The 24,466-nt window shown below is 64.9% G+C and carries 23 protein-coding genes and 2 pseudogenes; 14 read left to right on the top strand and 11 right to left on the bottom strand.

Features of this window, described 5'->3' with window-relative positions; all coding sequences use genetic code 11:
- Positions 1-329 (bottom strand): annotated as a pseudogene (locus XI09_RS16680) (DUF2147 domain-containing protein); the annotation flags it as partial.
- A gap of 204 nt (positions 330-533) precedes the next feature.
- Positions 534-1,316, bottom strand: a complete 783-nt coding sequence (locus XI09_RS16675; protein WP_271567782.1) for a transporter substrate-binding domain-containing protein — start codon at positions 1,314-1,316, stop codon at positions 534-536.
- A 114-nt stretch (positions 1,317-1,430) separates the two neighbouring features.
- Between XI09_RS16675 and XI09_RS16670 the strand changes: the two are divergent.
- A pseudogene (locus XI09_RS16670) lies at positions 1,431-1,933 on the top strand (DUF1993 domain-containing protein).
- Between the two features lie 8 nt (positions 1,934-1,941).
- Here the strand turns inward: XI09_RS16670 and XI09_RS16665 are convergent.
- The 6 genes from XI09_RS16665 to XI09_RS16640 all read right to left on the bottom strand — a co-directional run bounded on the left by XI09_RS16665 (position 1,942) and on the right by XI09_RS16640 (position 8,131).
- Complete coding sequence (locus XI09_RS16665; RefSeq protein WP_271567781.1) at positions 1,942-2,409, bottom strand: hypothetical protein; 468 nt, start codon at positions 2,407-2,409, stop codon at positions 1,942-1,944.
- 253 nt (positions 2,410-2,662) lie between these two features.
- Positions 2,663-3,652, bottom strand: a complete 990-nt coding sequence (locus XI09_RS16660; RefSeq protein WP_271567780.1) for a hydroxyacid dehydrogenase — start codon at positions 3,650-3,652, stop codon at positions 2,663-2,665.
- A 34-nt stretch (positions 3,653-3,686) separates the two neighbouring features.
- On the bottom strand, positions 3,687-4,787 hold the full coding sequence (locus XI09_RS16655; protein WP_092181765.1) for an ABC transporter ATP-binding protein: 1,101 nt from the start codon (positions 4,785-4,787) through the stop codon (positions 3,687-3,689).
- 6 nt (positions 4,788-4,793) lie between these two features.
- The gene (locus XI09_RS16650; RefSeq protein ID WP_092181768.1) at positions 4,794-5,705 is read right to left on the bottom strand and encodes a carbohydrate ABC transporter permease; all 912 of its coding nucleotides are present in this window, start codon (positions 5,703-5,705) and stop codon (positions 4,794-4,796) included.
- The gene (locus tag XI09_RS16645; RefSeq protein ID WP_271567779.1) at positions 5,705-6,643 is read right to left on the bottom strand and encodes a carbohydrate ABC transporter permease; all 939 of its coding nucleotides are present in this window, start codon (positions 6,641-6,643) and stop codon (positions 5,705-5,707) included. Before XI09_RS16645 ends, XI09_RS16650 begins: the two co-directional genes overlap by 1 nt.
- A 147-nt stretch (positions 6,644-6,790) precedes the next feature.
- A complete protein-coding gene (locus XI09_RS16640) occupies positions 6,791-8,131 on the bottom strand; it encodes an ABC transporter substrate-binding protein (RefSeq protein ID WP_271567778.1) in 1,341 nt (446 codons plus the stop codon).
- Between the two features lie 516 nt (positions 8,132-8,647).
- On the opposite strand from XI09_RS16640, the gene XI09_RS16635 reads away from it, so the two are divergent.
- Together XI09_RS16635 and XI09_RS16630 are read left to right on the top strand one after the other, a co-directional pair.
- Positions 8,648-9,433: a Spy/CpxP family protein refolding chaperone gene (locus tag XI09_RS16635; RefSeq protein WP_271567777.1), complete on the top strand. Its 786-nt coding sequence runs from the start codon at positions 8,648-8,650 to the stop codon at positions 9,431-9,433.
- A 111-nt stretch (positions 9,434-9,544) separates the two neighbouring features.
- The gene (locus tag XI09_RS16630) at positions 9,545-9,922 is read left to right on the top strand and encodes a response regulator (protein WP_271567776.1); all 378 of its coding nucleotides are present in this window, start codon (positions 9,545-9,547) and stop codon (positions 9,920-9,922) included.
- Between the two features lie 111 nt (positions 9,923-10,033).
- On the opposite strand, the gene XI09_RS16625 is transcribed toward XI09_RS16630, so the two are convergent.
- The 3 genes from XI09_RS16625 to glk form a co-directional block, all read right to left on the bottom strand.
- Entirely contained in the window at positions 10,034-10,189 is a 156-nt protein-coding gene (locus XI09_RS16625) for a hypothetical protein (RefSeq protein WP_177233960.1), read from the bottom strand.
- A gap of 146 nt (positions 10,190-10,335) precedes the next feature.
- Entirely contained in the window at positions 10,336-10,539 is a 204-nt protein-coding gene (locus XI09_RS16620; RefSeq protein WP_271567775.1) for a hypothetical protein, read from the bottom strand.
- 144 nt (positions 10,540-10,683) lie between these two features.
- Positions 10,684-11,670, bottom strand: coding sequence for a glucokinase (gene glk / locus XI09_RS16615; protein WP_271567784.1), 987 nt, complete (start codon positions 11,668-11,670; stop codon positions 10,684-10,686).
- Between the two features lie 270 nt (positions 11,671-11,940).
- Here glk and pncA point away from each other — a divergent pair, with 270 nt between their 5' ends.
- The 11 genes from pncA to XI09_RS16560 all read left to right on the top strand — a co-directional run bounded on the left by pncA (position 11,941) and on the right by XI09_RS16560 (position 24,329).
- On the top strand, positions 11,941-12,567 hold the full coding sequence (gene pncA / locus XI09_RS16610; RefSeq protein WP_271567774.1) for a bifunctional nicotinamidase/pyrazinamidase: 627 nt from the start codon (positions 11,941-11,943) through the stop codon (positions 12,565-12,567).
- Between the two features lie 16 nt (positions 12,568-12,583).
- Positions 12,584-13,699: an alpha/beta fold hydrolase gene (locus XI09_RS16605; RefSeq protein ID WP_271567773.1), complete on the top strand. Its 1,116-nt coding sequence runs from the start codon at positions 12,584-12,586 to the stop codon at positions 13,697-13,699.
- Positions 13,700-13,836: 137 nt separating this feature from the next.
- Positions 13,837-15,870 (top strand): NAD(+) synthase, encoded by a 2,034-nt coding sequence (locus XI09_RS16600; protein WP_271567772.1) that lies wholly within the window; start codon positions 13,837-13,839, stop codon positions 15,868-15,870.
- Positions 15,871-15,908: 38 nt separating this feature from the next.
- Entirely contained in the window at positions 15,909-16,292 is a 384-nt protein-coding gene (locus tag XI09_RS16595; RefSeq protein WP_271567771.1) for a GrlR family regulatory protein, read from the top strand.
- A 148-nt stretch (positions 16,293-16,440) separates the two neighbouring features.
- Positions 16,441-17,622, top strand: a complete 1,182-nt coding sequence (locus XI09_RS16590; protein WP_271567770.1) for a DUF1236 domain-containing protein — start codon at positions 16,441-16,443, stop codon at positions 17,620-17,622.
- 463 nt (positions 17,623-18,085) lie between these two features.
- Positions 18,086-18,901 carry a sugar phosphate isomerase/epimerase family protein gene (locus XI09_RS16585; protein WP_271567769.1) on the top strand — a complete coding sequence of 272 codons (816 nt, stop codon included), beginning with the start codon at positions 18,086-18,088 and terminating at the stop codon, positions 18,899-18,901.
- Positions 18,902-18,931: 30 nt separating this feature from the next.
- Positions 18,932-20,569 (top strand): ABC transporter substrate-binding protein, encoded by a 1,638-nt coding sequence (locus tag XI09_RS16580; RefSeq protein ID WP_271567768.1) that lies wholly within the window; start codon positions 18,932-18,934, stop codon positions 20,567-20,569.
- A 1-nt stretch (position 20,570) separates the two neighbouring features.
- Positions 20,571-21,554: an ABC transporter ATP-binding protein gene (locus XI09_RS16575; RefSeq protein WP_271567767.1), complete on the top strand. Its 984-nt coding sequence runs from the start codon at positions 20,571-20,573 to the stop codon at positions 21,552-21,554.
- Positions 21,551-22,543, top strand: a complete 993-nt coding sequence (locus XI09_RS16570) for an ABC transporter ATP-binding protein (RefSeq protein ID WP_271567766.1) — start codon at positions 21,551-21,553, stop codon at positions 22,541-22,543. The genes XI09_RS16575 and XI09_RS16570 overlap by 4 nt, the downstream gene beginning before the upstream one ends.
- The gene (locus XI09_RS16565; protein ID WP_271567765.1) at positions 22,543-23,472 is read left to right on the top strand and encodes an ABC transporter permease; all 930 of its coding nucleotides are present in this window, start codon (positions 22,543-22,545) and stop codon (positions 23,470-23,472) included. Before XI09_RS16570 ends, XI09_RS16565 begins: the two co-directional genes overlap by 1 nt.
- Positions 23,469-24,329, top strand: a complete 861-nt coding sequence (locus XI09_RS16560) for an ABC transporter permease (RefSeq protein WP_271567764.1) — start codon at positions 23,469-23,471, stop codon at positions 24,327-24,329. The genes XI09_RS16565 and XI09_RS16560 overlap by 4 nt, the downstream gene beginning before the upstream one ends.
- Positions 24,330-24,466 lie beyond the last annotated feature (137 nt).

Below are 24,466 nucleotides of genomic sequence, written 5' to 3'. Positions count from 1 at the left end.
GTCGGCGGTGAAGCCGGCGGGGGCGGCGGAGCGGGCGGCGGCGCTGCGGCTGCGGACGGCGCTGCAACGGGAGCAGGTGCCGGCACAGGAGCAGCCGGGGCTTGCGGATCGGCCTTGGCCTCTTGCGGCGCCTGCTGGCCCGGACTTGTCTCGTTCTTCTTGGCCTTCTTGGCCTTGCCCTGGCCCGTGTTGTCATAGACGCCGGGAATCGACACCGTGCCCCGGTCGGGATCGATGCGGATGGTGCGCCCGCCATATTCGAAAGTGTACTGCGCTTGCGCAGCGGTGCTCACCAACAGGAATGCGGCCGTGGCCAACAGCTTCCTCATTTCGCGTCTCCTGAACAGATGGTCCCCGGACCGACGCTTACGCCCCGGCTCGATCGCAAAAAGTGATCTAGATCACTTTCATCCGTATGAGTCGTGCTCCGGCAGGTTCGGGTTCAATGAACCCGGAACCCGTCCACAACTTGGCCGAAGCAGCGACAGGAGGACGCGGCCTGGAGCCCGTTCCGATGGAGCCGGAAAAACGCTCTAGTCGAACCAGGCGGCGTAGATCTTCCTGTAGCTGCCGTCCTCCATGGAAATGTGCAGCCACTGGTCGACGAAGGCCTTCAGCGCCATGTCGCGCTGGAGCCAATAGGCCTTCTCGGAGAAGTCGAACGGTTTTTCCGGATGCACTGCGCACAGCACGCCGGCATGCTGCTTCTGCTGGTAGCGCGTCTCGGAAGCGTCCGTCATCATCAGGTCGGCATTGCCCTTGGCGATCTCGTCGAAGATCACGGTGTTGTCGGGGAAGACGGTGATGTCGGCATCCTTGATGTTGGCACGCGCGAAGCGCTCGTTGGTGCCGCCGGGATTGACGATGACGCGGGTGCCCTTCTTGTCGATGTCAGGGAGCGTCTGGTACTTGCCGACGTCGGCGCAGCGCGCGATCGGGGTCTTGCCCTCGCGCATGATCGGTATCGAGAAGAAGCCCTTCTTCTGCCGGTCGAGCGTGACCGAGACGCCGCCCATCGCGATGTCGAACTGGTCGGCCTCGAAATCCTTCATCAGCTTCGGCCAGGCCGTCGGCACGAATTCGACCTTGACGCCGAGCGCCTTGCCGAGCGCCTCCGCCATGTCGACGTCGAAGCCGCTGAACTGCTGCGTGGCCTTGTCCAGATAGGTGAAGGGCTTGTAGTCGCCGGTCATGCCGACGCGCAGCGTGCCGCGCTTGACGATCTCGTCGAGGCGCGAGGGCGCCGCCTGCTGTGCATGGGCCGAAAGGTTCACCAGCAACGCCACAGCCAAAGCCGACAGGAATCGAACGGTCATCTCTTCTCCACCCAAGCCCGAGCTGTCATTGTGCAGCTCTTCGGACGTGGATTTAGACCAGATGCCAGTCGCTGGCGAGACGGAATTGGGAGGAATCTTAAAGTGACGATCTCGATGCACGAGGCCTCGGTCGGCCTCTTCGTTCCGTACTTGCGCAATCTGTCCGCGCTGCTGGACAAGGGCGTGGCCTACGCCGAGACCGCAAGTTCAACCCGGCGGTCCTGCTCGGCATGCGGTTGGCGCCGAATATGTACGATCTGGCGCAGCAGGTCGGCGAGGCCTGCCGTCATGCCACGGTCGCTCCGGCCTTGCTGGCGCAGCGCGAGCCGGTGACGCTGCCGGCGCTGGAGCACGACATGGCCGGGCTCCAGGCGCGCATCGCAACGTCAATTGAGTTCATCGAGGGCCTGCCGCGGGCCGAGATCGATGCGGCTGCGGAGCAGAATGTCTTCTTCAGGCTGAAGAACGGGACCGAGCTGCCCTTCACCGGGCGGACGCTGCTGCTGACGTTCAGCGTGCCGCAGTTCTTCTTTCACGTCACGACCGCCTACGACCTGTTGCGTCACGCAGGCGTTGAGCTCGTGAAGCGGGATTTTCTCGGCCCGCGCGAGCACTAGATCGCGCTTTAGGCTTCGCCCTTGCGCTCGAACTCGGCGAGCGAGCTGCGGCCGGCGATCTCGCTGCGCAGCAGCTCGAACCGCCGATGCGCCTCGTCCTCGTGCGTGTCGACGAAATGCACGGCGGCGTCGCTCGTCATGGGGCCGCTGATGACCGGCGCGGACTGCTCGCCGATGGTCTCGTGGACGTAGTACTGGCCGTCATCGCCGCGGTGGACCGTCCATTTGAGGCGGATCGCAACCATCGGCCCGGGACCGACCTTGCTGTAGCCGTCGGCATCGGTGTGCTCCGGCACCAGCGGCTGCTCCTCGACCACCGGATGCTCATCGGCAACCGGATGCTCGTCGACGACCGAATCCTCATCGGCAGCCGCCGTTTCCGTTTCGGCGTCGCGGACGACGAGAACGGGCTCGGGGTGCTCCAGGATGCTGGCGATGGTCGCCAGCGCGTGGTCGGTCGGGTCGATTTCTGACAAGGGTCCATCCTCCAGCTCGACGCGGCCGGCAAGTTTGTCCCACTGCCGCCGCGGCTCGGCTTATTACGCGGGTTTGATTGAGGCTGAGTTGGGGCTCGATCTGCACCAAAATGGGACGCATTCTGGCGTTCCGAAGGCGGGCGGACTAACGCATGATCCGGAAAAGTGCGCAGCGGTTTTCCGAAAAGCTCAAACAATAATCTAAAGCGCGATGACGATTCATCGCGCTTTAGCCGCCCGCCTTGCGGTCTGCTCAGCCCAGCACGTCCTGATTGATCACGTTCTGCCGGATGGGATCGCCGTCCAGAACGCTCAGGATGTTGCGCGCGGTCTGCTCGCTCATGCGGCTCACCGACTCGACCGTGACGCCGGCGACATGCGGCGCCATAATGACGTTGGGCAGCGCGAACAGCGCATTGCTGACCGGCGGCGGCTCCACCTCGAACACGTCGATGCCGGCGCCGGCGAGCTTTCCGGACGTGAGCGCGTCGTACAGCGCCGCTTCCTTCACGATGCCGCCGCGCGCGGTGTTGATGAGATAGGATCTCGGCTTCATCCGGCCGATCCGGGCTGCGTCGAACAGGCCGACCGTTTCCGGCGTCTTCGGACAATGGATGGTGACGAAGTCGGCATGGGGCAACGCAGCGTCGAGATCGGCGACGGGCTCACAGCCGGCGGCCTTGATCTCGGCGGCGGGCTTGTAGGGATCGTAGACTTGTACCTTCATTTCCATCGCCAGGCAGCGCTTGGCGGTGCGGCTCCCGATGCGGCCGAAGCCGATGATCAGCACGGTCTTGCCGTAGAGATCGAACGGCAGCATGCCGAGCCGGTCGGCCCATTTGCCGTCCCTGACGCAGGCGTGCATCTCCTGCGCGCGTTTTGCCAGTGTCAGCATCATGAACAGCGCCTGTTCGGCGACCGAGGGTGAGTTCGCGCTGCCGGCGACCATCAGCGGCACCTTGCGGCGGGAGAGGGCGGGGACGTCGACCGCGTCGTAGCCGACGCCGATGCGGGTCACGACCTTCATGTCCCCGGATGCCTCGAGCTCGGTCTCGCCGAACGCGGTGGCGCCGAGCGCCACGCCATGGACCGGGGCATGGCTCTTCAGCAGGGCCTCGAAATCCTTCGCCGAGATCAGGTTCGCAAATTCGACGAGCTCGATATCGTCTCGCTGGGTGAGGAGGGCGCGGGCCCCTTGCGACAAAGTTTGTGTAACGAAAATCTTCTTCTTGTTGGTCGCCATCGCTCCCCGCCTGCTCGCGTTTCTTAGGCCGGCGTCACAACACGACGCCGGAGTCTTCGTTTAGCAGGTGCATATTGTTGAGGTCCATCGCCAAACGCATGGGTGCCCCGTCCTTGGCGCCGGCATTGGGATCGACGCGGCCGCAGACCGGCGTGCCTTCGAGCCCGAAATAGACCAGGGTCTCCATCCCCATCGGCTCGGTGACGTCGAGCACGGTGTCGAAGGTCTCGACGCCCGGCCCCAGATGCGCATGCGCCTCGGTGAGGTGCTCGGGCCGGAGGCCGAGCAGCAGCTTGTCGGTGCGCGGCAGCGCGTTGTAGCGCGCGGCGCGGGCCGGCGGCAGCGCAAAGGCGATGCGATCGGTGAGGCGGATCTGGAGCGTGCCGCCGACGTCCTCCAGCCGGCACGGGATGAAGTTCATCGCCGGCGAGCCGATGAAGCCCGCGACGAAGCGCGTCGCCGGCTTGTGGTAGAGCTCGTTCGGCGTGCCGATCTGCTCGATGCGCCCCTTGTTCATCACCACCACGCGATCGGCCAGCGTCATCGCCTCGACCTGGTCGTGGGTGACGTAGACCGTGGTGGTGCGGACCTTCTGGTGCACCTTCTTGATCTCGATCCGCATCTGCACGCGCAGCTTGGCGTCGAGATTGGACAGCGGCTCGTCGAACAGGAAGACCTTTGGATTGCGCACGATGGCGCGCCCCATCGCGACGCGCTGGCGCTGGCCGCCGGAGAGCTGCTTCGGCTTGCGGTCGATCAGGTCGGTGATGTCGAGGAGCCGTGCGGCTTCCGTCACCCGCGCCTTGATCTCCGCCTTGGGATAGTGCTTCAGGCGCAGCCCGAACGACATGTTCTCGGCGACCGTCATGTGCGGGTACAGCGCGTAGTTCTGGAACACCATTGCGATGTCGCGGTCCTTCGGCGGCACGTCGTTGACGACGTCGCCGCCGATCATGATGTCGCCGTCGCTGATGTCCTCGAGGCCTGCGATCATGCGCAGCGTCGTCGACTTGCCGCAGCCCGAGGGCCCCACCAGCACGATGAACTCATGGTCGGCGATATCCAGGTCGATGCCGCGCACGGCTTCGACATCGTCGTAACGCTTGACCACCTTCCGCAATGCAACGTCAGCCATGAGACATCAACCCTTTGTCGCGCCGGCGGTCAGGCCGGCAATGTAGTAGTCCATCAGGAAGGCATAGATGATCAGCGGCGGCGCCGCGCCGAGCAATGCGCCCGTCATGATCTGCCCCCAGTTGAAGACATCGCCCTTGATCAGCGTGGTGGTGATGCCGACCGGCAGCACGAGCTGATCGATCGACGTCGTGAACACCAGGGGATAGAGGAACTGTGCCCAGGACACCGTGAAGGCGAAGATGGTCGCGGCGATCAGGCCGGGCAGGGCGACGGGGATGAAGATCCGCGTCAGGGTCTGGAGCCAGGAGGCGCCGTCGATGATCGCAGCCTCATCGAGCTCCTTCGGGATCGAGGCGAAATAGCCGATCATGATCCAGGTGCAGAACGGCACCGTCAGCGTCGGATAGACGAACAGCAGCACGTACCATCGGTTGAGTAGCGTGATTCCAGTGATGTCCTGGACGGCAGCGAGCATCTTGAACAGCGGAATGAACAGCAGGCTGTCGGGAATCAGGTAGGTGAGAAACACGCCGGTGGCGAGCGTCGTCGAGCCCCAGAACTTCATCCGCGCCAGCGCAAAGGCCGACGGGATGCTGATCAGCATGGTGATGATCACGACCACGATCGAGACCATCGACGAATTCCAGAAGAACCGCAGGAACTGGTTCGAGGTCAAAAGCTCGACATAGTTCGACAGCGTGGGGTGGAACACCCACCAGGGATTGGTCGCTGCCGATATCTCCGCGCTGCTCTTGAGCGACGTGATCAGCATGTAGAGCGGCGGCGTCAGCGAGAAGATCGCGAACAGCACGAGGAAGAAGTAGGACCAGCGCAGCGCCCAGGCGCGGTCGCGGCTCATGCTGCCATATTTGACCTTGCGCGTCGGTCCTGACTTGTCGATTGCGAGCGTGCTCATCAGGCTTCGTTCCCGCGTTTGGAGACATCGCGTAGGATGAAGATCGCCGCGACGGCGAGGATCGGGACCATGAACAGCGAGACGCTGGCGCCGAGCGGAATGTCGCTGCCCTCGATGCCGACCTTGAAGGCCCAGGTCGCAAAGATGTGGGTTCGATCCAGCGGACCGCCCGACGTCAGGATCCGGACGATATCGAAATTGGCGAAGGTGACGATGAGCGAGAACAGGGTGGTGATGGCGATGATGTTGCGCATCATCGGAAGGGTGATGAACCAGATCTTCTGCCACCAATTGGCACCGTCGATCGCGGCAGCCTCATAGAGCTGGTCCGGCACCGATTTCAGCGCCGCCAGGTACATGATCATGAAGAACGGCGCGCCGTACCAGACGTTGACGAGAATGACGGAAAAACGCGCCCACAAGGTATCGCCGAGCCAGTTGATGGGGCCGATGCCGAAGAAGGAGAGCGTGTAGTTGAAGGCGCTGTAGGACGGATCGAACAGCCACAGCCAGGCCAGCGTGCTCATCGCCGGCGGGATGACCCAGGGCACCAGCAGCATGCCGCGCCATTTGCGCTGGCCCTTGGCCGGAATGTTGTGCACGAAATGCGCGACGATGAAGCCCATCAGCGCCTTGAAGAACACGGCGGTGATCGCGAAGATGCAGGATTGCTTCACCACCATCCAGAACGTGTCGCGATTGAACAGGAAGGTGAAGTTGCCGAAGCCGACGAATTTCTGCATCGACTTGTTCAGGGAGGCGAGGTGGATGGAATAGACGGCGGGATAGAGCACGAGCAGCGTGATCAGCAGGATCAGCGGCAGCGTCAGGAAGAACGCCACCGTCGATTTGCGTCCCATGGCATTGCGGAGGCCGGTGCGTTTGCGGGCGCCCGCTGGACGAACCACGCGACCTTGCTCAACGACGACGTCAGCCATGACATAACTTCCTTGAAGACAGCTTCCTTGAAGGATGTTGAACGGGAAGCCGGCCCTGTCGGTCGGCTTCCCTGCGGCGGCAGATCCGGAACCAGGAGTGCCCGGCGGCTCACGCGCGAGGCGTGAACCGCCATCGCACACCCCCGGCTAACTCCGCATGAAGCCTTCGCACTCGCCCTCTGCCCAGGCGAGCGTGGTCTCCATCTTCTCGCCTTGCGAGAAACGCAGCGCCATCTTTGTCAGCGTCGCCTGGAAGTAGATCTGCTGCGCGACCTTTGGCGGTGCCGGCGAGGCTGCAATCGACAGCGTCTGATGGTTGTACGGGTTCGGATAGTGATAGAGCGTGCCTTTCGGCGGTCCTTCCTCCTGCCACGTCTTCAGCGTCGTCATGTTGGCATAGGCGGGCAGATCGTAACCGCCGCTTGCCGCGACGAACTTTTCGATCGACGACGGCTGTGACAGGTAGGTGAGGAGGCTCTTGGCGGCTTCCTTGTTCTTGCTGAAGCTCCAGAGACCCCAGAAGTAGGGAAGATAGGGCGCGTAGCGGCCCTTCGGCCCGGCGGGGAAGCCGTGGGTCCAGCATTGTTCGGCGATCTGAGGTGCGTCGCGCTTGGCGACGGCCCAGGCGCTCGGCGGGTTCAGGATCATCGCGCCGCGGCCCGAGATCAGCCATTTGTTGTTCGAGGCGTCATCCCAGGACGGCGCGTCCGGCGGCAGGAAGGCAATCAGCTTCTTGTAGTATTCGAGGGCCTGGCGAACCGCGTCGGTCTTCACCGTGACGTCGCCCTTGGCGTTGACGAGCTCCGCTCCGAACGACTGGAAGATTGCGCCCGCAGTGTCGACGCTGTCGGTGGTTTCGCCGAGCCCGATACCGAAGGGGAACCCGCCCTTCTGGCAGGCCTCGGCCGCCTTCAGGAACGTGTCCAGGGTCCAGTTGTCGGCTTTCGGCGGCCCGCCCACCGGATACATTTCCTGGACGTCGATGCCGGCGTGCTTCTTCATCAGATCGATACGGGAGCAGGGCCCCTTGATCTGGCTGCCCGGAGTCGCAGGTATGGCGAGCCATTTGCCGCCGGCCTGGCCGAGATATTTGACGGTCCCGTTGACGTCGCCGTTCTGCTTGATGAGCGGCTCCATGACGTCGTTGAGCGGCTCTAGATTTTCAGAATAGGCATGCGGCCACCAGGTCGGCATCTGCAGGATGTCGTGGCCGGATTTGGCCTGGGCTTCCGCAGCGACCGTGAGCTGGATCTTGTTGTTGTTGCTGGTGATGTAATCGATCGAGACTTCGACCTTCTCCTTCGCCGCCCACTCGTTGACGAGGGCGGTGGAGGCATTGTTGGCGCCGGGCACCCAGTGGTCCCAGAAGCCGATCGAGACTTTGCCGGCGGCGTAAGCGCCCCGGACATAGGGCGCCGTGATCAGCGCCGCGGAGGACATTGCAGTGGCAGCCACAAATTGACGTCGCGTCAGTGTCTTGCGTGACATCTCGTTTCCTCGCTTGGGTGTTTTATTGTTCTGGTGTTTCCTCTTAACTCTTCCGAGTCTTGATCTTGATTTTCTTGTTGGCGTTTCTTGTTGGAATTCTTGTCGAACGCTTCTCGTTGGTGCCGTCAGATTCGATCGCAAGTCACGCGAAGCGCGGCAAATTGGTAGCGCGATCAGATCATGATTGATCGCGTCTGTCGAGAAAGCCCGAATGGCGATCGTCTAGAACTAACGTTGTGCCCGAAAGCGCGGCAGCGCCTGCGGTGCCACGCGCCGGACGTGAACCGCGGCTGCTCCTTTTGCGACGCACACGTTACGCGAACCGGCCTGGAACGATCCGTGCGCAATTACGCCGCAGTTTCGAATAAGCCTGCATAACCGCTTCGCACGAAAGACTTTTCGGGCGTGGACAGCAATTGGCTGCGTCTGGACCTCGAAGCGGCGGAAACGATAGTGTTGCAACCGGCGGGTGGCTCCCACCCGGACAGGCCAATCAGTTCGACGATGGAGACGAGAATGATCAACCCGGCGCCGCCAGCGCGACTTTACCTGCGACGATGGCTCGCGCTGGGGTCCGTGCTCGCGCTGCTGCTCGGCGCAGCCGCAGTCGCGAACGCTCAAGGATTGGTCAAAGGCGTTCAGGAGGGGGCGGCGGCCGGGAACAAGGCGGCAGGTCCGGTCGGTGGCGTGCTCGGCGGTGCGATCGGCGGCGTGGTCGGCGTTTTCACCGGCGTGCTCGGCGTCGGCAACAATGGCAATCAGGCGCCGGCGGCCAAGGACCCCAACAAGGACGCCAGCAAGGACGCCAAGCAGCAGGGCGCGGGCAAGGACAAGGATGCCAAGGGCGCCAAGGCGGGCAAGGGCGCCAAGGCGAGCAAGGAAGCCAAGAATGCGCCGCAGGACAACAAGGACGTCACGGTCCTCACCCAGAGCGGCGCGCCGCAACAGAGCGCCGAGCAGATCGTCGCCAACAGCGATTCCTATATCGAGCGGATCAAGACCGAACTGAATCTCACCCCCGATCAGGAGAAGCACTGGTACGGATTCTCCAGCGCCATGCACTACCTGGGGCATAATGGTGCAGAGCGGCTCAACCTTCGGGTTGCGCGCGCCAAGCGGGATCCGCCCGACGACATCATCGAGCAGATGCGCAACGAGGCGCAGTTCCTGATCGACCGGGCCGCCGACCAGCGCAATGTCGCCGATGCCGCCGAACCGCTCTATTCGAGCCTCGACGACAAGCAGAAGCAGGTCTTCATCCAGGAGATGGTACGCCTCAGCCACGAGCGCGGATTGGATTGATCAAGTTGAATCGGATCGCCGGCGTCCGAATTAACGGCGCCCGCCACGAATTCGTGAATCCTCTCCGTAATTCGGGTATGATTAGCTTCGCAAGCTGACTGCGGGGTTGATATGGCGGACGGACTCTCCGTTTTCCTGGTCGAAGACGAGGCGTTGATCCGGATGATGATGGCCGACATGGTGGAGGAACTCGGCCACCATGTCGTCGCGGAAGCGGACAATGTCCGGGACGCGAGCGCCTTTGCGATGACCGCGCAATACGATCTCGCCATCCTCGACATCAACCTCATGGGGCTCTACGTCGATCCCGTCGCCGACCTGATCGAGCGCCGCGGCAAGCCGTTTCTGTTCGCCACCGGCTACGGGCCGGAACTGCTGCCGTCGTTGCTCCGCCGCAGGCCGATCCTGCGCAAGCCGATTTCGATCGATCGGCTCAAGGCGATGATCGATTCGATGTTCCCGGAAGCCACGGCGAAGGCGCCGCACTGAACGACGGCAAAGGCGCTGCACTGAGCGACGGCGAAGGCGCCGCGCTGAGCGCACCGACGAAAATGGCCGCCCGTCAGGGGCGGCCATTCGACGAAGGAATTCGTCGTGCTCTCAGATCAGGCCGGCGGTGAGGTCGATGCCGCGCGCCATCAGGCCGAACGAGGCGACGAGGCCCGTGCAGCAGAACAGCAAGATGGTCTTGAACGAAGAAGCGGCGAAACGCGTTTCGACGGCGGCCGGCATTGCGGCGAGCGAAATCATGCTCATGTTCATTCCCCCCTTTGTTGATCCCTGAATTGCATCAGGTGAGGGAACTCTTAGAGCAAAAAGTTTGACGCGAGATTGCGAGGGATCGTTAACGGAATCGCAACCGGCTCGCGGATTTGCGCCGTCGCGGCGCGGAATCGCAAGTCTCAGTTGCGGCCGTTCTTCAGCACCGTGGCGATGGTATGGGCGGTCATGGCGGCGCGATCCGAGGCGCGCTGGGCGGCCAGCCGGTCTCGCGCCTTTTCCTCGATCAAGAGCTCGATCAGCGCCAGCCGTTTGTCCTCATCATCCGCCTCGGTCAGCAGGCGGTGATAGCGGTGATAGTCGAAGCCCAGATCCTGCTTACGCATGTCACGCCCCCGCAACTACGCCACACACTCAAAGGGGATTGTTTCTCATCGGGTGCAAACGAGCAAGCACGATCCTGCGTGGAACCGTTCGTGCGCTGCAATCAGCTGTGAATTACCGGAGCCGCGCAGCCGGGCGCTCGCGCCTCAATCCACATTGTGCTCGGCGAACATCTTCAGGCCGACGAAGCTGGCATCGGGCTTCGTGACCAGCCGGGTCGGGATGTTGCGCAAATAGTCCTGGAAGCGTCCCTTGGCTTCGAAGCGTGCGCGGAAAGCTGAGGCTGCGAGGAAGTCCGGGAAGCGCGGCACGATCCCGCCGGCGATATAGACGCCGCCGCGGGCACCGAAGGTCACCGCGAGGTTGCCCGCGACCGAGCCCAGGATGGCGCAAAACATCTCCAGCGTCGCACGGCTGACCGGGCAGCTGCCGTCCAGGGCCGCCTTGGTGATGGCGGCCGCGTCGCGGTGCGGCACCTGGGCGCCGTCGATCTCCGCGAGTGCCTCGTAGAGGCTTTGCAAGCCCGAGCCCGATAGCGCGCCGCGTTCGATGGAGACATGGCCAAAACGCCGGCGCAGGCAGGCGATCACCCGTTCCTCGCGCTCGTTCTCTGCCGGCAGGGTCGCGTGGCCCGCCTCGGTGACGACGGCCAGCCGCGCCCCATGCCGTTCGACCAGACAAGAGACGCCAAAGCCGGTTCCGGGCCCGACCACCAGCAACGGTTCTCCGGGGAGGCCATCTTGTCCGCCAAGCGGGATCAGATCGGCGGGCCGCAAGGCGGGCAGGGACCAGGCGACCACTTCGAAATCGTTGAGCACATGAACGCTGTCGAAGCCGAGCGTCGGCCGGAGCTCGTTGCCGTCGATGACCCAGGGGCTGTTGGTCATGACACAGCGGTTGTTGGTGACGGGACCCGCGACGGCCAGCACGGCTCTTTGGGGCGGCTCGCCGCCGGCCCGGCGCGCCAGCACATCGACAATGGCTTCCTGGACGGTCGGGAAGTCGGCGACCTTCACATAGTCGATTGGTCCGGTCTGGTCGCCGTTGCTCGGTTCGCCTTGGCTCAGCGCAAAGCGCGCATTGGTGCCGCCGATATCGGCGAGAAGAATTTTTCCTGTCTTGCCGATATCCATGGTCCTTTGGTTGCCGCGGCCTTGCCGGCCTTCGGGAACCTTTGCCTCCACTCCTGATCCGATCCGCAGTTTGCGGACGGTTTGAGAATCCTCGCTTGATTGTGCCTAGTCAACACGGACGAGGCCAAACCGTTGCATCCTGGAGGCGATCCTGGCCGCCAGCGCGATACGGCCACACGCAGTCGGTGGTTGCGAAGCCGCGCCGGAAGATCGACATTGCAGGGAGCGTCCGGCGCTGGTCGCGCCGGGCAGGTGGAATGGGGCCTTGCGATGAAGATTTCCGACCGCGACGTGCTGCTGGTGATCGACGTGCAGAACGATTTCTGCACCGGTGGGGCGCTGGCCGTGCCCGGTGGCGAGAAAGTCGTGCCAGCCATCAACCGCATCGCCCAAAAATTCGCCAATGTGGTGCTGACCCAGGACTGGCATCCGGGCGACCACGTCTCCTTCGCGGCGAACCATGCGGGCAAGCAGCCGTTCCAGACCATCGAGCTGGACTACGGCACCCAGGTGCTCTGGCCGACGCATTGTGTGCAGGGCACGGCGGGCGCCGAATTCCATGGCGGGCTGGACGTCACCCGGGCGAGCCTGGTCGTGCGCAAGGGTTTTCGCCGCGGCATCGATTCCTATTCGGCCCTGTTCGAGAACGACCACAGGACGCCGACGGGCCTGCTCGGGTACTTGCGCGAGCGCGAGTTGAAGACCGTCTTCGTCGCGGGGCTCGCGCTCGACTTCTGCGTCCGCTTTTCGGCAGAGGACGCCCGCAAGGCCGGGTTCGAAGTCGTGGTGATCGAGGATGCCTGCCGTGGCATCGACCTCGACGGTTCCGTGGCGGCGGCCCATCGGAGCTTTGGCGAACTCGGCATTTCCGTGATCAGCTTCGAGGCATTCCTGTGAGAAGCGCGAGATAGCCATGGCGGAGAAGACGGGCAAACAGCTGGGCGGGCGGGATCAAATTCCTGGCGATCCGCTGCTGTGGCCGTTTGCGGCCGCCCGGCTCGCCATGGACGCCTGTTTCTGGTGGATGGAGCGCGGGCCGGCCGAGCCGGCCGACAGCAGCCTGCCATGGACGACGCCCAACGCGGTCGCGCTGGAGCTTGCGACCATGCGCCTGCGCGACTGCACGAAGCGCCGGTCCGGCCAGCCGGCGCTGGTCTGCGCACCCTACGCGCTGCATCGGGCCCTGATCGCCGACTTCGCACCCGGCCACAGCGTGGTGCAGTCGCTGCAAAATGGCGGCATCGACCGGGTCTATCTCACCGACTGGCGCTCGGCCACCCCGGACATGCGCTATCTCTCGATCGACAGCTATCTTGCCGATCTCAACGTTGCCATCGACGAGATCGGCGCGCCGGTTGATCTCGTCGGCCTGTGCCAAGGCGGCTGGCTGTCGCTGCTCTACGCGGCGCGCTTTCCGGCCAAGGTGCGGCGGCTGGTCCTGGTCGGCGCTCCGGTCGACCTGTCGATCGATTCCGCGCTATCCCGGCTCGCCCGCAACGCGCCGGAAATGGTCTACGACCAGCTCGTCGCGCGTGGCGGCGGCAATGTCAGTGGCGAGGAGATGCTGCGCTTCTGGTCCAGGACGCCAAGCCGCGAGGATATCGCAGCCGCCTTGCAGAAGGGGCTATCCGACGAGGAAGGCGCGGCGCTGCTCGCGCGCTTCGATCAGTGGAATGTGGAGACGCTCGATCTGCCGGGCGCTTATTATCTCGAGATCGTCAACCGGATTTTCCGCGAGAACCGGATTGCCGGCGGAAATTTCGTGGCACTCGGCCGCGCGATTGATCTGAAGGACGTCAAGGCGCCGATCTTCCTGCTGGCCGGGCTGGACGACGAAGTGGTGCCGGCGAGGCAGGCGCTCGCCACCGCCGGCCTTGTCGGCACGCCGCCAGCCTTCATTGCAGCGGCCTCCGAGCCGAGCAATCATCTCGGCCTGTTCATGGGCGCACGAACCCACGCGCATGCCTGGCCCCGGATCGCCGAGTGGCTGCGCAACGATCTGACCGGCGTCCTGGCCCGCAGCGCCTGAGCTCGCCGGCCAGAGCGAGGCGCAAATCCGTTATGCATGATGGCGGATGGCCTGCACGGGGCCAGATCGATGGGCTACATAGGGTGCGGAGCTGACGGCTGCGGCCGGCCGAAATGTGATCAAAGGTACTGCGCTCGATGACTTTCCACTCGATCTACGCCCATGGATTTGCGCGCGTGGCAGCCTGCGTGACCACCTCCCACGTCGCCGATCCCTCGGCCAATGCCAAGGCCATCCTGGCGGCGGCCAATGCCTGCCACGAACAGTCGGCGGCGGTTGCCGTGTTTCCCGAGCTGTGCCTGTCCGGCTATGCGATCGAAGATCTGGTGAAGCAGGACCCGCTGCTCGACGCGGTCGAGCGAGGGCTGGCCGCGATCGTCGCGGCCTCCTCGGCGCTGATGACCGTCCTGATCGTCGGTGCGCCGCTGCGCTTTGGCCATCGCATCTACAATTGCGCCGTCATCATCCATCGCGGCAATTTGCTCGGCGTGGTGCCCAAGAGCTACCTGCCGACCTACCGCGAATTCTACGAGGGACGCCATTTCGCCTCCGGCGCCGGCATCGCCGGTGAGGTGATCGCGATCGGCGATCTGCGCGCACCCTTCGGCGTCGATCTGCTGTTCGCCGCAGAGGACGTTCCGGGCCTGACCATCGGCGTCGAGATCTGCGAGGACATGTGGATCCCGGTGACCCCGGCCTCGGAGCTCGCGCTCGCAGGCGCCAGCGTGCTGATCAACCTCTCGGGCAGCCCGATCACGATCGGCCGGGCCCGCTCGCGCGCACTGCTGTGCCAGTCGACCTCGGCGCGCTGTCTCGCGGCCTACGTCTATTCCGCCGCCGGGGCAGGGGAATCGACCACCGATCTGGCCTGGGATGGCCAGACCTCGATCTACGAGAACGGCGTGCTGCTGGCCGAGGGCGAGCGGTTCCGCCAGGGTGGCCAGATCACGTTCGCCGACGTCGATCTCGACCTGCTCAGGCAGGAGCGCGCCTTGATGGGGACGTTCGACGACAACCGCCGGCAGCGTGAGGCGTTCTTCCGCAAGGTGACGTTCGCGCTGAAGCCGCCGGCCTCCGACATCGGCTTCCTGCGCAAGGTCGAGCGCTTTCCGTTCGTGCCGAGTGACGAGAGCCTGCTCGAGCAGGATTGCTACGAGGCCTATAACATCCAGGTCGCCGGCCTCGTGCAGCGCATGCGCGCGACCGGCGCCAAGCGCGTCGTCATCGGCGTCTCGGGCGGGCTCGATTCCACCCACGCGCTGATCGTCGCCGCGAAGGCCGTCGACCTGCTCGGCCTGCCGCGCGAGAACATCCTCGCCTACACCATGCCGGGCTTTGCCACCGGCAGCGAGAGCAAGAGCAATGCGCTGGCGCTGATGAAGGCGTTGCAGACAAATTGGCAGGAGCTCGACATCCGCACCACGGCGACCCAGATGTTGAAGGATATCGGCCATCCCTTCGGCAAGGGCGAGAAGGTCTACGACGTCACCTTCGAGAACGTGCAGGCGGGTCTGCGCACGGACTATCTGTTCCGCCTCGCCAACCATCACGGCGGCATCGTCATCGGAACCGGCGATCTCTCCGAGCTCGCGCTGGGCTGGTGCACCTATGGCGTCGGCGACCAGATGGCGCATTACAACGTCAATGCCGGCGTGCCGAAGACGCTGATCCAGCATCTGATCCGCTGGGTGATCGCCTCGCAGCAGTTCAGCGACGACGTCAACCGGACGCTTGCCTCGATCCTGTCGGCCGAAATCTCGCCCGAGCTGGTTCCGGTCAAGCCGGGCGAGAAACCGCAGAGCACCGAAGCTTCCGTCGGCCCCTACGAGCTCCAGGATTTCAACCTGTTCTACACGCTCCGCTTCGGCATGCGGCCGTCCAAGATCGCCTTCATGGCGCTCCAGGCGTGGAAGGATGTCGCCAAGGGCGAATGGCCGCCAGCGTTCCCGAACGATCGGCGCAAGGCCTACGATCTTCCCGAGATCCGCCGCTGGCTCGAAGTGTTCCTGCGCCGCTTCTTCGCCTTCAGCCAGTTCAAGCGCTCGGCCATGCCGAACGGCCCGAAGGTTTCGGCCGGCGGCTCGCTGTCGCCGCGCGGCGACTGGCGCGCGCCCTCGGATTCGAGCGCTGCGGCATGGCTCGAGGATCTCGAGCGGAACGTACCGAACTGAATGGCGCGGCGGATCGACATTGCCGGGGAGACGATCTGATGTCGGCCGGGGAAGGCTCAGAGGCGGGTGAAGAGGCCAGCGTCGTCAACGGCCTCTACATCTTCGACATCGAAATGCGGGACGGTAAGCGCGGGCAGGCGAGAGGCGTGGTCGTGCTCTGCGACGGACGCATCATGGGCGGCGACAGCTATTTCTACTACACCGGCAGCTACACGTTCCGGAACGGGAAGTGGCGTGGCGACATGACCGTCAATCAGCACACCGAAGCGGTCGGCCGGTCTCTCGTCTTCGGAGGCAGGGAGGTCACCTGCGGCTTTTCCGGCGACTATTTCCCCGGCGGCGCGGAAGTCGAGGGCATGGCGCTGGTCGGCAAGATCAGCGTGACGTTCACGGCACGGCTGACGCTGAAGGATGCGATGTGAGCGCGACCTGATCGGCTCACTGGTGAATGGCTTCGTTCCTGCTCAGGAACCTTCGCACCGACAGAACGTTCGCGTCTGTTGTTGTGATTTCCCGAGGAGAGGGACTATGCCAAAGCATTTGATGTTATCGACTGCAGCCATCGGACTCATGCTCGCATCCGGCTTCGCCTATGCTCAGGCGCCCGGTGAGCGCAGAGACGAGCCGAAACGTTCCGAGGAACCGGCGAAAGGCGCCGCGCCGCAGCGCGGTGGATCGGCCCAGGAACGCGTACAGGAACGCGTTCAGGACCGCGCGCAGGGCGCCCAGGAGAGACTGCAGGGAGCGGGCCGCGAGGAAAAAGGCGGCGCTGCCACGCACAATGAACCGAAGGTGAAGGATCAGGCGCAAGAATCTCGCGAGCCCGCACGCGATCGCAACCGCGAGGCCGAGAGTGCGAAACAGGGACGCGACAGCGGAAAGAGCAGCGCTGAGACGAAGCAGGACAAGTCCGCACCGCAGAAATCAACCGCCGAGTCCGAGAAATCCAAGACCGGCCCCGCTGGCCAGCAGAACGAGCGCACGGGCGCAACGGCCAATCAGAACGAGCGCAACCAGAACCAGCCTCCGCGCAATGCCGAGCAACAACCGCCGGCGCAACAGAACAACCGGCCGGCAACAGCGACGGACACGAGCCGGACGGCTCCGACCAACAATGCACAGACCGCTCCGGCCGCCACGGGCACGCAGACCAATCAAGCCAACCAGACAACCCAGACCAACACGCAGGTCAATCAGCAGGTCCAGGTGACCTCCGAGAAACAGGTGCGGATCTCTGAAACTGTGAGCCGCGCACGCCTGGCGCAGCCGGAGCGGAATCTGAACATCTCGATCCGGGTCGGCGAGACGATCCCTCCGCGCGTGCGTCTCTACCGGCTTCCGCCCGAGATCGTGTCGATCGAGCCCGGATATCGCGACTACGAATATTTCGCGACCGATGACGACGTCGTCATTGTAGAGCCGCGCACGCATCGCATCGTCAGCCAGGTGCCGCGCGATCCGTCGCGAGCCCGCGCGCAAATGAGCGGCAGTGCCTCGTCGAGCACGGCGGCCGCCGGCGGGAGCAACGTGAATTGCCGCATCATGCGGCGTGACGCCTCAGGCAACGTGGCCGAAGCAGAGCCGACGACCGTCGGCTCGACCGCGCGCACCGATTCCCTGAGCGTGACGGTTCAGATGCCCGGTGGCGGCTCGTCAGCCCCGATCGCCCTCGGCGTCCCGGCGGGCAACATCGTGGTCGCGACGCAAGGGCAGGACGACTGCACGGTGACGATCGAGCCGCAAACGCGCTAAGCGCTGGAATTGATGAGACGCGCTGAAACGACAACGCGCCGCCGGGCTGAATCAGCTCGGCGGCGCGTTTGCGTTCGATGTAGAAAGTTTCGAGGTCCGGAGTGCCTAGGAGTCCGGACCTCGTCACCTTGCCCCAGCCTTCAATCTCCCGCCCCATGTGGTCCCCCAACCCCGTGGTGCGCGATCAGAGGGTGATGCCCTTGGAAGTGGCCGCCGATCGATGTCCCGCGATGTACGTGAGATCGGAATAGGATTCCATTCCGGATCACTACGGACACGCGCGAGCTTCTTTCTGCGCGCGAAGCTGTGCGCGCCTAAGCCGACGGCATGGTGCACAAGATCGATGCTGGCGATGCGCAAGATGTCCACATCTCCTCGATGCTGCGGAACCTCGATTTCACGGGCCTGTCATTGAACTGGTCTAGCGCTGCTCCCGTCATCGCTGACGGCGAAGGAGCAAGCCATGTCGAAGCCGGTACTGGGCGCCGCATTGTCCATCAAATCGATCCCCGCGCATCGCGACTGGCTTCTGGAACGACAGCGCGATCTCGAAATCCAGGATTTTTTCCGCGCCGATCTCCTCGATAGCGACTGGCGCGCGACCGCCGGCGACATCAAGCAGATGCTTGCGGGCCACACCGGCCGTCTCGGCATCCACGGACCGTTCTGGGGCTTCAAGATCGACAGCCAGGATCCGATGATCCGACAGGCGGTGACCAAGCGTCTGCTCCAGGGGCTGGAGGCCGCCGAGTTCCTCGGTGCGACGCAGATGGTGATCCATTCGCCGTTCACGACGTGGGACCACAACAATCTCGATCTCTATCCGGACAATCGCGGTAATCTGGTCGAACGGGTCAGGGCGACGCTTGCCGAGGTGATCGCTCGCGCCGAGACGACCGGCTGCGAAATCGTCATCGAGAACATCGAGGACAAGGACCCGCGCGACCGCGTGCGCCTCGCCAAGGCGCTCGAGAGCGGCAAGGTCCGCGTCTCGCTCGACACCGGGCATGCCAATTACGCGCACATCTCCACCGGCGCGCCGCCGGTCGACTACTACGTCGAGACCGCCGGCGACATGCTGACGCATGTGCATCTCCAGGACACCGACGGCTTCGCCGACCGGCACTGGGCGCCGGGCGAAGGCAACATCCCGTGGGTCGCCGTGTTCCGCGCGCTGGGCCGGCTGACCTCGAACCCGCGGCTGATCCTCGAACTCCGCAACCACGACGACGTCCGCGCCGGCGCAGCCCATCTCGCCGCGCTTGGCCTCGCTGAATAACCGACCTCATCAAGGGCAGGGCTTATCGTCATGAGCAAACTCACTCGTCGCACCATCCTGAAATCCGGCACCGCGGCCGCGGGCACGCTGCTGCTGCCGCGCTTTGCCATCGCGCAAGGCGACAATCGTCCCTCGGTGACGATTGCCGTGCAGAAAGTGACCAACTCCAATGTGCTCGACGTGCTGCGCGAGCAGTCCAATGTCGGCGAGCGCGTGTTCTTCTCCTCGATCTGGGAGGGCCTGATTTCCAAGAACTGGCGCGGCAGCCTCGAGGCCGTGCCGGGCCTTGCGACCGAGTGGCGCCGCATCGACGACCAGACCGTCGAGGTGAAGCTGCGCCAGGGCGTGAAATTCCACAATGGCGACGAGCTGACGGCCGAGGACGTGGTCTTCAGCTTCAGCCGCGAGCGCATGTTCGGCGAGACGGAGGCCAAGAGCCGCTCCACCATCCAGGCCTTCGAGAAGATCCCGACGCCGCGTCCGGGCAAGGAGCTGCCGCCCGATGTGCCCGCGGTCGCGCGCCGCATCTGGCCGGACCTGGTGCGCGTCGACGCCGTCGACAAGTACACCGTGCGCTTCTACAACGCGACGCCTGACGTCACCATCGAAGGCAGGCTGTCGCGCTACGGCTCCGACATCGTGAACCGCCGCGCCTGGGACGAATCCGCAAGCTATCTCGACTGGGCGCGCAAGCCTGTTACCACCGGGCCCTACAAGGTCGTCGAGCTCAAGCCCGACGTCTCGCTGACGCTGGAAGCGCATGACGAATATTGGGGCGGCCGTCCGCCGCTCAAGCGCATCCGCTTCCTCGAAGTGCCTGAAGTCGCGAGCCGCATCAACGGGCTGCTCTCGGGCGAGTACCAGTTCGCCTGCGACATCCCGCCGGACCAGATCGCCGGCATCGAGAAGAACGCGGCGTTCGAAGTGCAGGGCGGCACCATCCTCAATCACCGCCTGACCGTGTTCGACAAGAACCACGCCCAGCTCGCCAATCCGCTGGTGCGGCGCGCCTTCACCCATGCGATCGACCGCCAGGCCATCGTCGATAGCCTGTGGGCCGGCCGCACCCGCGTGCCGAAGGGTCTTCAGTGGGAATTCTATGGCGACATGTTCAACGCCGACTGGAGCGTGCCGGCCTATGATCCGAAGCTGGCGCAGGAGCTGTTGAAGCAGGCCAATTACAAGGGCGATCCGATTCCCTATCGCCTGCTCAACAACTACTACACCAACCAGGTCGCGACCGCGCAGATCCTGGTCGAGATGTGGAAATCGGTCGGCCTCAACGTCCAGATCGAGACCAAGGAGAACTGGTCGCAGATCATGGAACGTGCCCCGACCCGCGCCGTGCGCGATTGGTCGAACTCGGCCGCCTTCAACGATCCGGTATCCTCGCTGGTCGCCCAGCACGGGCCGAACGGCCAGCAGCAGCAGATCGGCGAATGGACCAACACCGAGCTGAACACGCTCTCGGAGTTTTTGGAGACCTCGACCGACCGCGCGGCGCGCAAGAAGGCGTTCCGCCGCATGCTGGAGATCGCCGAGCGCGAGGACCCCGCCTACACGGTGCTGCACCAGAATGCGACCTTCACGGCCAAGCCGAAATCGATCAAGTGGAAGGCCTCGCCCGCCTTCGCGATGGATTTCCGCGCCGGCAATTTCGAGGTTTGAGGTGTCGCGGCTGGTCAGCATTGAAGGCCTGAGCGTCGCCTTCAACGGCGTGCCGGTGCTGCGTGGCGTCGATCTCGCCCTGGGCAAGGGCGAGGCCCTCGGCCTCGTCGGCGAATCCGGCTCCGGCAAGTCGGTGACGTGGCTTGGCGCGCTGGGCCTGCTGCCGCGGCATGCGCGGGTCTCGGGCTCGGTGCGGCTCGACGGACGTGAAATACTGGGCGCGCCCGCCGCCGAGCTCGATCAGGTCAGGGGCGGGCGGGTCGCCATGATCTTCCAGGATCCGGCGAGCGCGCTCAACCCGGTGCTGACGATCCGCAGGCAACTCTGCGAGGCGCTGGCGCTGCATCGCGATCTCTCCGGAGAAGCGGTGAAAGCCGAAGCGCGACGGCTGCTCGATCTCGTCGGCATTCCCGACGCGGCGCGGCGGCTGTCGGCCTATCCGCACGAATTCTCCGGCGGTCAGGTCCAGCGCATCATGATCGCGATGGCGCTCGCCGGAAATCCCGACCTGCTGATTGCGGACGAGCCGACCACCGCGCTCGACGCCACCATTCAGGCCCAGATCCTGGAGCTGCTCTCGTCGATCCGCCGCGAGATGAGCATGGCGATGGTCCTGATCAGCCACGACCTCGGCGTCGTCGCCGAGAACTGCGACCGCGTGGCGGTGATGTATGCCGGCCGCATCATCGAGGAGGCGCCGGCCAACCAGCTCTTCGCCGATCCCGTGCATCCCTATGCGCAGGGCCTGATCGGCGCACTGCCGCCGCTTGACGGACCGCGGCGGCGCCTCACTGCCATTCCCGGGACGGTGCCCGATCCCGCGAATATGCCTGATGGCTGCGCGTTCGCGCCGCGCTGTGCGTTGGCGGCTAAGCCGTGCGGCCTCGCCGCGCCGAGCCTGGCACCGATCGCGAACGACCGTGCGGTCGCATGCATCCGCGCCGAGGCCTCGCGCCGCGCGCTGCTCGGGATCGCCGCCGAATGAGCGCGCCGCTCGTCGAGGTGGCCGCGATCTCGCGCAGCTACAGCATGCGCTCCGGGATGTTTGGCCGCAGCACGGCCGTCCATGCCGTCGACGGCGTGTCGCTGGCCATCCCCAAGGGCGAAACGCTAGGCCTCGTCGGCGAGTCCGGCTCGGGCAAATCCACCACGGGTCGCATCGTGCTCGGCCTCGAGCCGCCCGATGGCGGCGAGGTGCGGTTCGACGGCAAGCCAATGGCCGCACCCGGGACGGCTGCCTGGCGTGCACAACGCGCGCGCATGCAGATGATCTTTCAGGACCCGCTGGGTGCGCTGGACCGGCGGCTGCCGGTCGCCGCCCAGATCCGCGAGCCGCTGGATATTCACGGGGTAGGCCAGCCGGCCGAGCGTGAGGAGCGGGTGCGCGAGTTGCTGCGTGCCGTCGAGCTGACACCCGCGCATGGCGCGCGCTATCCGGGCGCACTCTCCGGCGGACAACGCCAGCGCATCGTGCTGGCGCGGGCGCTGGCGACAAAACCTGATTTCCTCGTCTGCGACGAGCCGGTCAGCGCGCTCGACGTCTCGATTCAGGCGCAGGTGGTGAATTTGCTCGCCGATCTTCAGGCTCAGCTTGGTCTCACGCTGCTCTTTATCAGCCACGACCTGCGCGTTATCAGGCAGATCAGCAATATCGTCGCCGTAATGTATCTCGGCCGCATCGTCGAGATCGGCAGCGCCGACGATCTGTTCGCGCGGCCGGAGCATCCCTATACGCAGGCACTGGTCTCGGCCTCGCCGGCGCCGGGCCGCCGCAGCGCGGGCCGCATCGTGCTGGCGGGCGATCCGCCGAACCCGGCCGCGCGCCCTCGAGGCTGCGCCTTCCATCCGCGTTGCCCGCGTGCGATCGCGCGCTGTGCGAGCGAAGTGCCGGCTCTCTCGGCCGTCGGCGTCAACAGGCAGGTCGCGTGCCATCTGGTGACGGGTCCGCAGGTCGAAACACGGGACGCCGCGTGATGGGGCGTTATCTAGCCATCCGGATCGGACGTGCGGCCCTGACGATCGTCCTGGTCGTCACCTTCGCCTTCGTCGTGCTGCGGCTATCAGGCGATCCTGCGTTGATGATCCTGGGACCGGAAGCGCCACCGGAGGTCATCGCGGCCTTCCGCAAGGCCTGGGGCCTCGATGATCCCATCTGGTTCCAGTATCTCGATTACTTCAGCGCCATCGCCAAGGGCGAGCTCGGCCGCTCCATGCGCGACGGCCGCCCCGCGATCCAGCTCGTGCTGGAGCGGATCCCTGCAACATTGGCCCTGACGCTGCCGGCCTTCTTCTTCAAGGTCGCACTCGGCGTTCCCGCCGGCATCTACGCCGCGCTGCATCGCGGCTCTGCGATCGACCGCGCCGTGATGATGACGGCGGTCGCCGGCTTCACCGTGCCGAGCTTCGTGCTCGCGCTGATCCTGGTTCTGGTCTTCGCCGTGCAGCTGGGATGGCTGCCGTCGGGCGGACAGGACAGCTGGCGCCACGCGATCCTGCCGATCGCGACGCTGAGCCTCGGCGGTGCCGCGGTGCTGGCGCGCTTCACCCGCAGCGCGATGCTGGAGGTGCTGGGCCAGCCTTATATCCGTACGGCGTCCGCCAAGGGCGTGCCGTGGCGCAAGGTGGTGACCTCGCATGCGCTGCCGAATGCGGCGATCCCGACCGTCACTATTCTGGGCTTCATGGTGGGAACGCTGATCGCGGGCGCCGTCGTGGTCGAGAGCGTGTTTTCGTGGCCGGGGGTCGGGCGCCTGCTCGTCGTCGCCGTCGCCAACCGCGACCTCGCCGTCGTGCAATGCATCCTGCTGCTGGTCGCGCTGACCATGGTCACGTCCAACCTGATCGTCGACTTCCTCTACGGCTTCCTCGATCCGCGGCTGCGCGCCAAGGGAGCGCATGCATGACCGACGCGACGCTGAAGGACATCGCTCTCCGCCGCCGCATCGGCCTGCCGGCGATCCCGCTGTCTGTCGCGCTTGCGGTCAGCTGGATCGTCGCGATGCTGGTGATCGCGGCCCTCGCCGAGAAGATCGCGCCCTACGGCTTCACGCAGCTCGACCTGCGCAATCGTCTGGCGTCGCCCGGCAATGTCGCACACTGGCTCGGCACCGACGAGCTCGGCCGCGATGTGCTGTCGCGGCTGCTCGTCTCGATCCGCATCTCGCTGCTGATCGCGTTCGGCGCCACCGCGATCTCGGCGATCGTCGGCACCACGCTCGGCTTTCTCGCCGCGCATTTTCGCGGGTTCGTCGAGCAGCTCGTGCTGATGCTGTCGGACTTCCAGGCCAGCATGCCGTTCCTGATCATGGCGCTGGCCGTGCTCGCCTTCTTCGGCAATTCGCTGCCGCTGCTGATCGGCCTGATGGGATTTTTTGGCTGGGAGCGCTATGCCCGCATCGCGCGGGGACTGGCGATCTCCGCCAACGCGCAAGGCTATGCCGCCGCGGTCCGCCAGTTAGGGGCGACGCCGTCGCGGATCTACCTCCGGCATATCCTGCCCAACATCGCCTCGACCCTGATCGTGTCAACGACGCTGGTCTTCCCCGAGGTGATCCTGATGGAGTCGGGCCTGTCCTTCCTCGGCCTCGGCGTGCAGCCGCCGATGACCAGCCTCGGCAACATGGTCGGCTATGGCCGGGAATATTTGACCCGGGCGCCCTGGATCATGCTGGCGCCGGCGACCACCATCGTCGTCACCACGCTGGCAGTTTCCGTGATCGGCGACTGGCTGCGCGACCGGCTCGATCCGACCCTGCAATAGGGGAAGGCGAAGCCTGTAGCCCGGATGGAGCCAACGGGTCGGCGCAAAGCCGTCGCCCGATGACAGGCTCCGCGCAATCCGGGGCGAGTACGCACCGCGGCGAGACCCGTCCCGGATTACGCTTCGCTCCATCCGGG

The sequence above is a fragment of the Bradyrhizobium sp. CCBAU 11386 genome, assembly GCF_028128955.1.
GTDB lineage: Bacteria > Pseudomonadota > Alphaproteobacteria > Rhizobiales > Xanthobacteraceae > Bradyrhizobium.
This window is presented reverse-complemented; position numbering and strand designations above follow the sequence as displayed.

Bases quoted from the DNA above. Each gene is read 5' to 3' on its own strand.
- XI09_RS16640 (WP_271567778.1), bottom strand. From the start codon at position 8,131: ATGTCACGCAAGACACTGACGCGACGTCAATTTGTGGCTGCCACTGCA.
- glk (WP_271567784.1), bottom strand. From the start codon at position 11,670: ATGGATATCGGCAAGACAGGAAAAATTCTTCTCGCCGATATCGGCGGC.
- XI09_RS16620 (WP_271567775.1), bottom strand. From the start codon at position 10,539: ATGCGTAAGCAGGATCTGGGCTTCGACTATCACCGCTATCACCGCCTG.
- XI09_RS16565 (WP_271567765.1), top strand. From the start codon at position 22,543: ATGGGGCGTTATCTAGCCATCCGGATCGGACGTGCGGCCCTGACGATC.
- XI09_RS16645 (WP_271567779.1), bottom strand. From the start codon at position 6,643: ATGGCTGACGTCGTCGTTGAGCAAGGTCGCGTGGTTCGTCCAGCGGGC.
- XI09_RS16590 (WP_271567770.1), top strand. From the start codon at position 16,441: ATGCTCGCATCCGGCTTCGCCTATGCTCAGGCGCCCGGTGAGCGCAGA.
- XI09_RS16580 (WP_271567768.1), top strand. From the start codon at position 18,932: ATGAGCAAACTCACTCGTCGCACCATCCTGAAATCCGGCACCGCGGCC.
- XI09_RS16560 (WP_271567764.1), top strand. From the start codon at position 23,469: ATGACCGACGCGACGCTGAAGGACATCGCTCTCCGCCGCCGCATCGGC.
- XI09_RS16570 (WP_271567766.1), top strand. From the start codon at position 21,551: ATGAGCGCGCCGCTCGTCGAGGTGGCCGCGATCTCGCGCAGCTACAGC.
- XI09_RS16655 (WP_092181765.1), bottom strand. From the start codon at position 4,787: ATGGCTGACGTTGCATTGCGGAAGGTGGTCAAGCGTTACGACGATGTC.
- XI09_RS16650 (WP_092181768.1), bottom strand. From the start codon at position 5,705: ATGAGCACGCTCGCAATCGACAAGTCAGGACCGACGCGCAAGGTCAAA.
- XI09_RS16585 (WP_271567769.1), top strand. From the start codon at position 18,086: ATGTCGAAGCCGGTACTGGGCGCCGCATTGTCCATCAAATCGATCCCC.
- XI09_RS16600 (WP_271567772.1), top strand. From the start codon at position 13,837: ATGACTTTCCACTCGATCTACGCCCATGGATTTGCGCGCGTGGCAGCC.
- XI09_RS16630 (WP_271567776.1), top strand. From the start codon at position 9,545: ATGGCGGACGGACTCTCCGTTTTCCTGGTCGAAGACGAGGCGTTGATC.
- XI09_RS16660 (WP_271567780.1), bottom strand. From the start codon at position 3,652: ATGGCGACCAACAAGAAGAAGATTTTCGTTACACAAACTTTGTCGCAA.
- XI09_RS16595 (WP_271567771.1), top strand. From the start codon at position 15,909: ATGTCGGCCGGGGAAGGCTCAGAGGCGGGTGAAGAGGCCAGCGTCGTC.
- XI09_RS16675 (WP_271567782.1), bottom strand. From the start codon at position 1,316: ATGACCGTTCGATTCCTGTCGGCTTTGGCTGTGGCGTTGCTGGTGAAC.
- pncA (WP_271567774.1), top strand. From the start codon at position 11,941: ATGAAGATTTCCGACCGCGACGTGCTGCTGGTGATCGACGTGCAGAAC.
- XI09_RS16635 (WP_271567777.1), top strand. From the start codon at position 8,648: ATGATCAACCCGGCGCCGCCAGCGCGACTTTACCTGCGACGATGGCTC.
- XI09_RS16625 (WP_177233960.1), bottom strand. From the start codon at position 10,189: ATGAGCATGATTTCGCTCGCCGCAATGCCGGCCGCCGTCGAAACGCGT.
- XI09_RS16605 (WP_271567773.1), top strand. From the start codon at position 12,584: ATGGCGGAGAAGACGGGCAAACAGCTGGGCGGGCGGGATCAAATTCCT.